Source organism: Novosphingobium sp. 1529, from assembly GCF_040544855.1.
GTDB lineage: Bacteria > Pseudomonadota > Alphaproteobacteria > Sphingomonadales > Sphingomonadaceae > Novosphingobium > Novosphingobium capsulatum.
The window spans coordinates 44,053-56,352 of record NZ_JBEPKW010000014.1; the positions used below are offsets into that span (position 1 = coordinate 44,053).

Sequence of the window (12,300 nt, forward strand, 5' to 3'; positions counted from 1 at the left end):
GTTCGCCCAGTGCGTCAAGACTGATCGTCCCGCGCGTCGGCTTTAAGGTCTTGAACGCCATATGTGTCGATCGTCTCTTCGCGAATTCGGCGCTCCATATAATCCGTGTCGAGCCCTTCAGAAAGGGTGAACAGCGCCTGAGCCTGACCAATCATATCGTGCGCAGCGCCGGAAGCATATTGGCCCATGCGATCGGCGATCAGGTCTTCAATGGAAATTACCGCAACAGTCCCGTGGGCTCCCACTTCGATTAACTGCAGCAGGCTGGTGTCGGCATGTCCGTCGAGCAAACGGCTTCCCACCACTTCAAATCCCAGTTTGAGAGAAGGATGGATCCACCCCCGCGTCAACCGACCGGCGCCTCGGGGCCGCACAAACCCATGTTCGACCATAACACTTTCAAGCGCGGATTGCTGGGAGGTGACGAGATCGAAATCACCAGTGTTGATGGCACCTTGAGTATAAAGCTCCACCGCACCGCCGCCCACAAGGATTGGCGGATTTAGTCCAAGCTCATCCATGGCCGAACTGATTTCTGCCAGCTTTTCAAGTGCTGCTTGGAACTGGGGCCGCCACTGCGTCATGTCTGCCGACATTCCGGATTTGAACCGGCCTGTCGATGGAAATCTCGCGGTGTAGATGGAATGGCTTTCAGCCAACGCAATGGAAAGCGTGCCATTGACTCAGACACCACCAAGCCGTTGGCAGATCATTCCCGGCGGTTCGTCGAAACCGGTTGCACGTGCAACGAGCCGGGCGCAAGCAGGCGCCCAGCCTCTTTTCGCGTGAAAGGATCCCATGCGCGCTCTGCTTCTTGCCGCCACGATGCTGGCCGGCACCCTTGCCGCCGCCCCGGCACTTGCCGCCCCCGCTGCTTCCGCCGATGCCAAGGCCGTGGCCATTCCCGCCGCCGCTGGCGTGATGCCCGTGGGCAAGCTCGGCAATGCCGTGGTGCCCCGCGCCTATCGCCTCGATTTCACGCTCGATCCGGCCCAGCCGCGCTTTACCGGCCATACCGAGATCGACGTGACCGTGAACCAGGGCGGCCGCTATGTGTGGATGCACGGGCTAAACCTCAAGGTGAAGCAGGTTGTCGCCAAGGTGGGTGGTAAGACGATTGCCGGCACGTTCCAGCAGGCCGATCCCACTGGCGTGGCGCTGGTCACGTTTGCCCAGCCGCTGCCCAAGGGCGCCGCGACGCTGGCGTTCGATTACGAAGCCGGCTTCAACGATGGCCCCACCGGTCTGTTCCGCGTGCACGTGGACAACCAGTGGTACAGCTGGAGCCAGTTCGAATCGATCGATGCGCGCGGCGCGTTCCCTTCGTTCGACCAGCCCGGCTTCAAGACGCCCTATACTGTCACCATCACCACGCCGGCGGGCCAGCGCGCGGTAAGCAACGCGCCCGAAGTGGCGACCGAAACGCGCGGCGCCCAGACCGTGCACCGCTTTGCCCCGACCCTGCCGCTGCCCAGCTACCTCGTGGCGGTAATGGCCGGTCCGTTCGTGAGCGTGGATGGCGCCGTGCCGGCTACGCCGCAGCGCGCCACCCCGCTGCCGCTGCGCGTGGTTTCGACCAAGCCCAATGCCGACAAGCTGGCCTTTGCCCTCGATGGCACCAAGGGCATCGTCAGCCACCTGGAGAACTATTTCGGCCAGGCCTTCCCCTTCCCCAAGCTGGACCAGATCACCGCGCCGATCATGCCGGGCGCCATGGAAAATGCCGGGGCCGATCTTTACGAGGATTCGCTCCTCGTGCTCGATGACAAGGCCTCGACCGCGCAAAAGCGCAACTTCGGCATGGTCGTGGCGCACGAGCTGGCGCACCAGTGGTTTGGCGACATGGTCAGCCCGGCGTGGTGGGACGATATCTGGCTCAACGAAAGCTTTGCCAACTGGATGGGCTTCCGCATCGGCAACGAATGGCGCCCCGATCTCAACATCGGGGCCGGCGCGCTGGAAGAAGGCTTTGCCGCGATGAACACCGACGCGCTGATCGTCGGCCGGCCGATCCACCAGAAGATCGAGCGCAACAGCCAGATCGACGCGGCCTTTGACACCATCACCTATGGCAAGGGTGGCCACGTGGTATCGATGATCGCCGCGTTCATGGGCGATACCAAGTTCCGCGACGGCGTCCGCGGCTACATGGCCAAGCACAAGTACGGCAACGCCAGCACCGCCGATTTCTTTGGCGCCATGGCCGATGCTGCCGGCGATCCGCGCATTCTGCCTGCCATGCAAAGCTTTACCGACCAGCAGGGCGTGCCGCTGGTGACCTTTGCCCCAGCCGGGCAAGGCAAATGGAACGTGACGCAAAGCCGCTATGTCAGGCTCGGCACCCAGGCCCCGGCGCAAGCCCTGGCCCAGACCTGGGGCGTGCCACTGTGCCTGCGCCAGGGCGATGCCCGCGTCTGCCAGCTGCTGGTGGACAAGAGCGGCACCGTGGCCATCACCGGCAACGGCGCGCTGATGCCCAACGCCGGCGGCACCGGGTACTACCGCTTCGAACTGCCCGCCGCGCAGTGGGACAGCCTGATCGCGCAGGGTTCAGCCCTGCCCGGCGGCGAAGCCTTGGCCGCGATCGACAGCCTGGAAGCCAGCTTCCTGGCCGGGCGCGCCACGCCGGCGCAACTGGTGGCGGCCGTGCGCAGCTTTGCCGCCAATCCCGACAGCTATGCCAGCGACGGCGCGACCGGCCAGCTTGAAGCATTCGACGATCGCGGCATGTTGTCCCCGGCTGCGCACGAGGGCCTGCGCCGCCTGGTGGCCGAGGTGCGTGGTCCGCAGCTGGCCAAGCTGGGCTTCGATCCGCGCGCCGGCGCGCATGCGGGTGACGATCCCGATCAGCAGCAGCGCCGCGTTGCCCTGGTGGCGGAAATGTCGGGCGTGGCCGAAGATGCCGCGCTCAATGCCAAGCTGGCCAAGGCGGTCGACAGCCTGCTGGCCGGCGATGCCACGGCGCTCGATCCCGCCTTCTACAACAGCGCGTTCAAGGCGTGGCTCAAGCCGCGCGGCCTGGAAGGCGCCAAGGTGCTGATGGAAAAGGCACTGTCGACGGAAGATCCGCTGCTGCGCCCGGCCGCCCTGCGCGCCGTGGGCCGCAGCAACGATCCGGGCGTGGCCAAGTGGCTGATCGAAGAGTTTTCCGACAAGCGCCTGCGCCTTTCGGAAAAGCTGACCGGCATTTCGCTGGCCATCGCCTCGCCCAAGACGGCCGAATACGCGTTTGCCTGGGCCAATGCCCACGTCGACACCCTGCTCTCCAGCGGTGGCGGCATCTTCCTGGCGCGCAGCCTGCCCCAGGCGGTGAGCGGATTCTGCTCGGTGGACAAGGCCAAGACCATTGCTGCTTGGCGCCCGCACTTTGCCAACAACTCCGGCGCGCTCGAACTCGATCGCGCGATCGAGCGGGTGCAGGATTGCGCCGTGCTCAAGGACCAGCGCGCTGCCGCGCTGTCGGCCGAACTGGCCAGCTTAAAGTAACCATGATCGCTGCCCCGGGGGCTGGCTCCGGGGCAGCGACACAAAAAAGGGGCGCCTTCCAGACCCGGAAGGCGCCCCTTTTTGTGGGCCATAGGCGTGGGCGGTTATTCGACCACCGCGCCCCAGTTGCCCCAGACGTAGATGGCCACGAACAGGAACAGCCAGACCACGTCGACGAAGTGCCAGTACCAGGCCGCCGCCTCCAGGCCGAAATGCTGGCGCGGCGTGAACTCGCCCCGCTCGGCGCGGATCCAGCACACGATCAGGAAGATCGTGCCGATGATCACGTGGAAGCCGTGGAAACCCGTCGCCATGAAGAAGGCCGAACCATAGGTGTTCTTGCCAAAGGCGAACGGGGCATGGACGTATTCATAGGCCTGGATCGAGGTGAACAGCAGGCCGAGCAGGATCGTGGCCGTCAGGCCCAGCTTCAGGCCCTTGCGATCGCCATGGATCAGCGCGTGATGGGCCCAGGTCAGCGTGGTGCCCGAGCACAGCAGGATCAGCGTGTTGAGCAGCGGCAGGTCGAACGCGTTGATGACCGCCTCGATCGCCTTGGGCGGCCACACGCCGCCGATCACGTCGGTGTTGAGCTTGCTGGGGAACAGCGAGAAATCGAAGAACGCCCAGAACCAGCCGACGAAGAACATCACTTCCGAAGCGATGAACAGGATCATGCCATAGCGCTGGTGCAGCTGCACCACCGGGGTATGATCGCCGGCGTGGGCTTCCTTGATTACCTTGCCCCACCACGAAAACATGGTGAGCAGGACACCCAGCAGGCCCAGCAGCATGATCTGCGTGCCGCCAGCCATCTTGTGCATGTAGAAAACGCCGCCGCTGGTCATCACCAGGGCTGACATAGCGCCCATGAACGGCCAGATATCGGGCGGCAGGATGTGATAATCGTGGTTCTTGGCGCCGGCCATGATCGTCTACTTCCCCCAAGGCTTAACCAGCATCCTCGTGCGCACAGCGACGGGAGCCATTTTTGTGGTGGCTGCAATGTCTATCGGGCACATCTGGCCCGGTCCAGTCAATTTGCGGCCTTGTTGAACGTATAGCTGAGCGTGATTTCCGGGATATCGCGCGTGTTCGCGTCATCCAACATAGCCGGGTCCACGTAGTAGACCACCGGCATGCGCACTTCCTGACCCGGCATAAGCTTCTGATAATTGAAGCAAAAGCACTGAATCTTGTGGAAGTAGGAGCCGGTCTGCTCTGGCGTCACGTTGAACACCGCGCGGCCCACAATGGGCTGGTCGGAATTGTTGCGGGCGGTGAAGAAAGCGATCTTGCGCTCGCCGATTCGTCCGTCCTGGGTCACCTGCTCGGGCTTGAACGTCCACGGCAGGCCCGGCGCGACATTGGCATCGAAGCGGATGGTGATCGGGCGCAGCGTGGGCTTGACCTTGGCCGCCTGGGCCGCAGTGGCCCGCTGGGTCGTGCCGGCAAAGCCCGTGGCCTGGCAGAACATGCGATAGAGCGGCACGGCGGCATAGCCCATGCCCAGCATGCCCAAGGCCGCCGCGCCGGCGATGATCGCCACCTTGCGATTGGCCCGGGTGGTTTTGTCGATTGCCGCTGCCACGCTTTCTCTCCCTTATCCGCCCGCCCGGCATTGTCCGGGTCAGGCGTGCTGTGCGCTTTCGTTGCGGTGTGCGGCCTGCACACCCAGTTTCACGACGGTGATGGCAAAGAACAGCACCACCAAAGCCCCCAGCACCAGTCCCAAAGCGCGGTTGCGTGCTTTCTGTCGCGCACGAAAGGCTTTCAGGTCAATATTTTCCGGCTTGTCGCCCACGTTGTTTCCTCTCCGCTCAGGCCCACCCCTGGAGCCCGGCAAACCGATCCAGCACCAGCGCGGCGAACAATGCAAACAGATAGAGCACCGAATAGCCGAACAGCCGCTTTTCCGGCTTCATCTTGTCATTGGCCACGCTGTCGCGCAGGCCCACCCGCATGGCCAGCACCAGGAAACCCAGGCCGAGCAGCGCCGCCGCCACGCCATAGACCAGCCCGGCGCCACCCAGCGCCCATGGCACCAGGCTCACGGGCACGAGCACCAGGGTATAGAACAGGATCTGCCGGCGCGTCGCCTTTTCACCCGCCACCACCGGCAGCATCGGAATGCCGACCTTGGCGTAATCGGTCTGCACGAACAGGGCGAGTGCCCAGAAGTGCGGCGGCGTCCACAGGAAGATGATCAGGAACAGCACCACCGGCATCCAGGTGATGTGCCCGGTAACGGCCACCCACCCGATCAACGGCGGAAAGGCACCGGCCCCACCGCCGATCACGATGTTCTGCGGGGTGCGCGGCTTGAGCCACACGGTATAGACCCAGGCATAATAGAAGATCGAGATCGCCAGGATCGCGGCCGCCAGCCAACCGATCGCCAGGCCCATGACCACGACCGATCCGCCCGACAGGGCAAAGCCGAAATCGCGTGCCGATTCGCGTTCCATCCGCCCGGCCGGCACGGGCCGCCGCGCGGTGCGCTTCATCCCAGCGTCGAGGTCTGCCTCCCACCACTGGTTGAGCGCGGCAGCGCCCCCGGCGCCCACAGCAATGCACAGAATCGCCGCAAACCCCAAGACCGGATGGATCTCTCCCGGCGCGGCGAGCAGGCCGCACAGCCCGGTAAAGATCACCAGCGTCATCACGCGCGGCTTGGTCAGCGCAAAGAAATCACGCCAATCGGCGGGCATGCGCAAGGGTGTCGTCACTAGGTCCATCGTGACGCGGCTATAGCAGCCCCGGCCATGAGGGAAAGTGTTCAAGGATAGCGAGCGGCACGCGCGATCATCCCCGGCGATCACACCCGCCCTGTCGGGCAATGGAACCGGAGGGCGGCCCGATCATTTGCCCGGTGTCACGGCATGGCCACCTCGATCCATGCCATCCCTTTTGCAGGAGCATGTTCCATGGCCACTGCCACCGCCGCCAAGCCGGCCAAGTCTGACGCCAGCTTTACCGACACCGCCACCCTGCGTGCCCAGGCCCGCAAGCATATCGACCAGGGCCCGGTCACCCAGTCCTTCCCCAAGGACCGCGAGGTGATCATCGCCCAGCTGAACAAGTCGCTGGCCACCGAATGGGTCTGCGTGCTGCGCTATATGCGGCACTATTACACTGCCGATGGTCTGGTTTCGGAACCGATCAAGGCGCATTTCCTTGAGCATGCCAACGAAGAGCGCGCCCATGCCGACAAGCTGGCCGAACGCATCGTCCAGCTGGGTGGCGAACCCGATCTCGATCCTGCCACGCTGACCCAGCGCAGCCATGCCGAATACCAGGTGGGCAAGACGCTCAAGGACATGGTCAAGGAAGACCTCATCGCCGAACGCATCGCGGTGGAAGCCTATCGCGAACTGATCGCCTATGTCGGCGATCGCGATCCCACCACGCGGATCATGCTGGAAGGCATTCTAGCGCAGGAAGAAAACCACGCCGACGAATTCCGCGATCTGCTCGAAGGCTGGCAGGGCGAATAACCCCGCCGCCTTGTCCTGAATGTGTCGATCAATGCCCGGCGGCGCAGTCCTGCGTCAGCCGGGCATGCAGTTTGGCAATCATCTGCTGCCGATCGGCCAGCGCAAGATCGGTGCGCTGCGCGACATAGCGCAGGAGGGCGTAGGCCTGGTGCGCGCGCCATTGCGCGTCTGCCACCCCACAACCCAGTTCCACGAACTGGTCCACCAGATAAGCCGTGCGCGCCGCGTCCACCGCGCCAACTGCGGCCCGTGCTGCCGCTGATCGGCGTGCCCAGCCCATGATGGCCAGTTCCAGATCGGCCGCGCGCGCTGCGGCACCGGAATGAAACGGCAGTTCCATCAGCCGCCTGATCCGGGTGGGTACATCGGGCTCGTCCCGCATCAGCCGCTCCTGCACCATCAGCGTCGATCGTGCCTGCCATTCCTCCAGAACGGCGTCGAGCAAGGCATTGCGATCCTTGAAATGCCAATAGAAGCTGCCCTTCGACGCCTTGAGATCGATCGCCAGCTTTTCCACGCGGACCTGTTCCACGCTGCTGTCGGCCATCACCTGGATCGCTGCGTCGATCCAGTCGGCGCGGCCCAGGCGCTTGCTGTGCGGCAATGGCGCGGCCGCTGCTGGCGCTGCGACGGGATCGGACGCTGGATTGGACGGGGACGACGTCATGCCATGCGGCTTAGGCGCCTTGCCATGCCCCGTCCAGAACCGGCCTTGACCCAGGTCCGTCCTCAAACCATACGGTAGCGTATAGAGAGAGGAACCCAAGATGTCCTACGCCGATGCCGCCGGCACGATCGTCGCCCAAATCCTGGCCTTGCCCGAATTCGTGCGGGTGCAGGCGCTATTTCCCTATGCCGGGTTGGACGAAGCGATGCTGCTCGACATCATCGGCGCGGCCGGTGACCTTGCCGAAGGCGTGATCGAGCCGTTCAACGCCCAGGCCGATCAGGTTGGCTGCCGCCTGGAACAGGGCCGCGTGCGCTTGGCACCAGGCCATCATGACGCCTGGCAGGCCTTTGTTGCCGGTGGCTGGAACACGATCGAAGGCGCGCCACAGTGGGGCGGCGCGGGTCTGCCGATGCTTGTGCACAGCGCGTGCGAGGAACTGCTCAACCGTGCCTCACCCGCCTTCGGCATGCTGCCCACGCCGATGCGCTGCGCGACAAAGGTGATCGAACGCTATGCCGACCCAGCGCTGTGCGCCGAATGGGCGCCGCGCCTGGTCGATGGCAGCTGGGCCGCGACGATCTGCATTTCCGAACCCGATGCCGGGTCAGACGTACCGCGACTGCGCACGACCGCAGTGCCCCATGCCGATGGCACCTGGCGGATTACGGGTGAAAAGATCTGGATCAGCTTTGGCGATCACGACCTTACCCCGCGCATCGCCCACATGGTGCTGGCGCGCACGCCAGAGGGGGCGCATGGTCCGGCAGGCCTCAGCCTGTTTCTGGTGCCATCCGATATCGCGGGCCAACGCAATGCCGTGGTGGTGCGGCGCATCGAGGAAAAGCTTGGCCTGCACGGCTCGCCCACCTGTGCCCTGGGGTTCGAGGCCGCGACGGGCCACCTGATCGGCACACCGGGACGCGGCCTCGCCCAGCTTTTCACAATGATCATCGGCATGCGCCTCTCGGTGGGCAGCCAGGGTGCAGGCCTTGCCGGCGCAGCAGCCAGCCTCGCCTGGCGCTATGCCGCGGAGCGGCGCCAGGGCGGCCGGGCCGATGCGCCGCCAGTCACGATCGACCGGCACGGCGATGTGCAGCGCATGCTGCTGGGCCTTGCCGCGCGCGCCGAAGTCACCCGCGGACTGGTGCTGACCGCCGCGGCACTGTCAGACCTCCAGGCGCGGGAAGAGGACGAGGCGGCCCGCACCGAAGCGGGACTGCTGCTGGCCTGGCTGCTGCCGATCACCAAGAATTTTGCGGCCGAGGCAGCGAGCCTGTGCGCCAACGATGCCATCCAGGTTCTCGGCGGCGCCGGCTATACCCGCGAATGGCCAGCCGAGCGCTATCTGCGCGATGCCCGCGTTCTGGCGATCTACGAAGGCACCAGCGGCATGCAGGCGCTCGACCTCGCCCTGCGCCGCGTGCTCGGCGATGAAGGCCGCGCCTATCGCGCCTTCCTGGCAAAGGCCCGCGGTGATGCGGACCGGCTCGGCAATGCCACCCTGCGGGCGCTGCTCGACATGCTCGAGCAGGCCGCATCGGGCCTCGACAAGCCGACGGCAACGGTCGTCGCCTATCCGTTCCTGCAACTGGCATCCCTGGCCACGACAGGATGGATCGCCGCCCGGCTGGCGGCACTGTCGGGCAGCCCTGTGCACGATCACCTCGCCGCGCTGGGCCGCCATTGGCTGCTTCTGGCGCGGGCGCAGGCATTGGCCGAAGCGGCGCTCACATCCCACGGGCAAGCCTTGGTGGCGGCATTCGATGATGTCGATCGCGGCTATCTGGGCTGAACGTGAAAAAGCCCCACGCCGTTGTTCGGCTGGGGCTGTTGTGTGGTGATGTTGAGAGATGGTTGAGGGCAGGATTTGCCTGGGCGGCGTCGGCATACATCAGATGCGCTGCCGGCGATTTCGCCTTTTCCCGCTCCCTTGCTACCGCACGCCCCGAAACCTGCTGCCGAAAACGTGTTGGGCGAAAAACTACTGCGCGAGGATCGACTGGGCGGCGATCGCCACCTGGGTGCGGTTGCGCACGTTGAGCTTGCGCATCAGCGCAGTCATATGGGCCTTCACGGTCTTTTCCGCGATGCCCAGGTCATAGGCGATCTGTTTGTTGAGCTGGCCCGAGCGCACGCCCTGCATCACTTTGAACTGGGTAGGGGTCAGGCGGACGGCGGGCGCCTCTGACAGGCGCTGCGCCGGCTGGTTCGGAACACTGGCAGGGGCAAAGTCGGTCACCGTTGTCTCTCCCTATCGCCTACCGTTGCGGCATCTACCGCGCGTCCATGCTCGGATCGGCATGGCGAAATCCAATATCAGTTAGACAGCTTTCTGATATTATGCCGGAGTTATCCCGTCAATACACGATTTATTGCTGAAATCGGCGCGCACCTGTTATACAACTTTTCACAGAACAAGCGCAGGCAGGCAGCGCCATGGCGCGAGAGGAGAGCAGGATGGGCCATCACGGATCGGGGCAAGGCAGGTCGGGGCGAATCACCACCACCCGGACGGCGGCAGCGCGATGAGCGACGATCTGCGCCTGGTCCTGGCCGCGCTGCTCGGCATTGGCCTCGCCATCGCCCTGATCGTGCGCGGGCGATTCCATCCCTTTCTCGCCCTGCTCTGCGGCGCCTTTGCCGTGGGCATCGCGGTCGGCATGCCCGTCGCCGAAACCGCCAAAGCCGTGCAGAAAGGCGCCGGCGACGTGCTGGGCGGCACCGGCCTCGTCGTGGCGCTGGGCCTCTCGCTCGGTGCCATGCTGCAACTGTCCGACGGGGCGGGCGTGCTGGCCCGCATGGCGCTGCACCATGGCCGGCCGGCAGCGGCCCCTTGGCTGAGCATGGCGGTCGCGCTGCTGATCGGCCTGCCGCTGTTCTTCGAAACCGGTGTGGTGCTGCTGCTACCGATCGCGGCGGCGGCAGCCGCAGCGATGACCGGGCCGGCTGATGCGGGCACCACGCGCCTGCGCCTGCTCCTCCCGGCGCTGGCAGGCCTCTCCACCCTGCATGCCCTGGTGCCGCCCCATCCCGGCCCGCTGCTGGCGGTGGACGCACTGCACGCCAGCCTGCCGCGCACGATGCTCTATGGCCTGCTGATCGGCGTGCCCACCGCGATCGTGGCTGGCCCGCTGTTCGCGCTGTGGATCGCGCGCCGGGTTCGGCCCGATGCCCCGGTGATGACGCCGGCCGCCCCAATCGTCACCGCACCCGGCGTGGGCCGCGCGCTGCTGTGCGTGCTGCTGCCAGTGGTACTGATCGCGGCTGGTCAGATCGCGGCTGTGGCGCCGCCAGCCCTAGCCCCGCATCTTGCCTGGCTCGGCCTAGCGAGCAATCCGGTGCTCGCGCTGGTGCTCGCCAATCTCGTTGCCCTGCCGCTGTTGTTCGGCCGCAGGTTCAGCGCCCCGGCGATCCAGAGCGCGATCTGGAAGGAAGCGATGGCCCCGGCCGGAGCGATCATCCTGGCGATCGGCGCGGGCGGCGCGCTCAAGCAGGTGCTGGTCTCGGCCGGCCTGGCCGATTTCCTGGCCCACCTCGCCGCCCACGGCGGCATTCCGGCGCTGCCGATGGCCTGGGCCGTGGCGGTGTGCATCCGCCTGGCCACCGGATCGGCCACGGTCGCCACGATCACTGCCGCCGGCATCATGCCTGGGGTAGTCGCCGCCACCGGCGCCTCGCCGGAATTGACCGTGCTTGCCATCGGCGCTGGCTCGGTGTTCTTCTCCCACGTCAACGATCCGGGGTTCTGGCTGGTGCGCAGCTATCTCGGCACCAGCACGCCCGACACGTTCCGCACCTGGTCGGTGCTGGAAACGCTGATTTCGGTGGTAGGCCTGGTGCTGGTGCTGGCCGCCGGATGGATCGTCTGAAGAAGGGGAGGACCATGCACGAGGAACGCCTGGCCGATCGCGCCTATGCCGGGATCGTCGAACTGATCAACACCGACGATCTCCAGATCGGCGACCGCCTGCCCTCCGAAACGCGCCTGGCGGAAATGTTCGGCATGTCGCGCACCGTGGTGCGCGAGGCGCTGGTCCGCCTCGCCTCCGACGGCTTTACCGAAGCGCGGCGCGGCGCCGGCTCGTTCGTCAAGCGGCGTCCGTCCGAACGGCTGGGCAGCCATCTGCCGATGCAGAACCTTGCCGCCACCATGGGCAGCTATGAAGTGCGCCTGGTGCTCGAGGCAGAAGCCGCACGCCTGGCCGCGCAGCGCCGCTCGGCCGAACAGATGCTGGTGATCGAGCGCGCGATGGACGCGCTGCGCGCCGCCCTGCAAGCGAGTGGCCCGGCTCATGTGGAAGACATGGACCTGCACCGCGCCATTTTCGAAGCGACCGCCAACCCGATCTTCGTCTCCAGCTTCGATCACATGCATGACGAGATCGACCGCATCCTGCGCGCCGGGGTCGATATCTCGCGCTCCCGCCCGCCCGCCGCGATCAACGCCATGATCGAGGAACACGAACTGATCGTCGACGCTATCCGCGCCCAGGATGGCGATGCCGCTGCGCTCGCGATGCGCTGGCACCTGTGGCAGGGGCGCAAGCGGCTGATGCCCTGAGCGCCTGAAATTCCACACAGTTAAGACCATGGTCGCGCCTGCCCCGGCGCGCGCCAGCCGCTATCCCGGCCGGATCGGGTGAGGAG

12 protein-coding genes are annotated in these 12,300 nt (G+C 65.6%); 5 read left to right on the forward strand and 7 right to left on the reverse strand.

Features of this window, described 5'->3' with window-relative positions:
- Positions 1-14 precede the first annotated feature (14 nt).
- A complete protein-coding gene (locus tag ABIC78_RS19360; protein ID WP_028657436.1) occupies positions 15-584 on the reverse strand; it encodes a hypothetical protein in 570 nt (189 codons plus the stop codon).
- Between the two features lie 214 nt (positions 585-798).
- Here ABIC78_RS19360 and ABIC78_RS19365 point away from each other — a divergent pair, with 214 nt between their 5' ends.
- Entirely contained in the window at positions 799-3,486 is a 2,688-nt protein-coding gene (locus ABIC78_RS19365) for a M1 family metallopeptidase (RefSeq protein WP_171797629.1), read from the forward strand.
- A gap of 104 nt (positions 3,487-3,590) precedes the next feature.
- On the opposite strand, the gene ABIC78_RS19370 is transcribed toward ABIC78_RS19365, so the two are convergent.
- From ABIC78_RS19370 to ABIC78_RS19385, 4 genes are all read right to left on the reverse strand, one after another.
- Positions 3,591-4,415 (reverse strand): cytochrome c oxidase subunit 3, encoded by an 825-nt coding sequence (locus ABIC78_RS19370; RefSeq protein WP_022674741.1) that lies wholly within the window; start codon positions 4,413-4,415, stop codon positions 3,591-3,593.
- Between the two features lie 107 nt (positions 4,416-4,522).
- The gene (locus ABIC78_RS19375) at positions 4,523-5,077 is read right to left on the reverse strand and encodes a cytochrome c oxidase assembly protein (RefSeq protein WP_022674740.1); all 555 of its coding nucleotides are present in this window, start codon (positions 5,075-5,077) and stop codon (positions 4,523-4,525) included.
- 39 nt (positions 5,078-5,116) lie between these two features.
- Positions 5,117-5,290, reverse strand: coding sequence for a cytochrome c oxidase system small membrane protein (locus ABIC78_RS19380; protein WP_166643350.1), 174 nt, complete (start codon positions 5,288-5,290; stop codon positions 5,117-5,119).
- A 16-nt stretch (positions 5,291-5,306) separates the two neighbouring features.
- On the reverse strand, positions 5,307-6,224 hold the full coding sequence (locus ABIC78_RS19385; protein ID WP_107716823.1) for a heme o synthase: 918 nt from the start codon (positions 6,222-6,224) through the stop codon (positions 5,307-5,309).
- Positions 6,225-6,413: 189 nt separating this feature from the next.
- Between ABIC78_RS19385 and ABIC78_RS19390 the strand changes: the two genes are divergently transcribed.
- The gene (locus ABIC78_RS19390; protein WP_022674737.1) at positions 6,414-6,983 is read left to right on the forward strand and encodes a ferritin-like domain-containing protein; all 570 of its coding nucleotides are present in this window, start codon (positions 6,414-6,416) and stop codon (positions 6,981-6,983) included.
- Positions 6,984-7,011: 28 nt separating this feature from the next.
- On the opposite strand, the gene ABIC78_RS19395 is transcribed toward ABIC78_RS19390, so the two are convergent.
- Positions 7,012-7,650 (reverse strand): TetR/AcrR family transcriptional regulator, encoded by a 639-nt coding sequence (locus ABIC78_RS19395; RefSeq protein WP_171797630.1) that lies wholly within the window; start codon positions 7,648-7,650, stop codon positions 7,012-7,014.
- A 100-nt stretch (positions 7,651-7,750) separates the two neighbouring features.
- Between ABIC78_RS19395 and ABIC78_RS19400 the strand changes: the two genes are divergently transcribed.
- Entirely contained in the window at positions 7,751-9,445 is a 1,695-nt protein-coding gene (locus tag ABIC78_RS19400) for an acyl-CoA dehydrogenase family protein (protein WP_171797631.1), read from the forward strand.
- 189 nt (positions 9,446-9,634) lie between these two features.
- Here ABIC78_RS19400 and ABIC78_RS19405 read toward each other — a convergent pair whose 3' ends face one another.
- Complete coding sequence (locus ABIC78_RS19405) at positions 9,635-9,844, reverse strand: helix-turn-helix domain-containing protein (RefSeq protein WP_210427002.1); 210 nt, start codon at positions 9,842-9,844, stop codon at positions 9,635-9,637.
- Positions 9,845-10,178: 334 nt separating this feature from the next.
- Here ABIC78_RS19405 and ABIC78_RS19410 point away from each other — a divergent pair, with 334 nt between their 5' ends.
- Both ABIC78_RS19410 and ABIC78_RS19415 read left to right on the forward strand, forming a co-directional pair.
- Positions 10,179-11,522 (forward strand): GntT/GntP/DsdX family permease, encoded by a 1,344-nt coding sequence (locus tag ABIC78_RS19410; protein ID WP_171797632.1) that lies wholly within the window; start codon positions 10,179-10,181, stop codon positions 11,520-11,522.
- A gap of 14 nt (positions 11,523-11,536) precedes the next feature.
- Positions 11,537-12,214, forward strand: coding sequence for a FadR/GntR family transcriptional regulator (locus tag ABIC78_RS19415; RefSeq protein ID WP_107716820.1), 678 nt, complete (start codon positions 11,537-11,539; stop codon positions 12,212-12,214).
- The last annotated feature ends 86 nt before the right edge of the window (positions 12,215-12,300 follow it).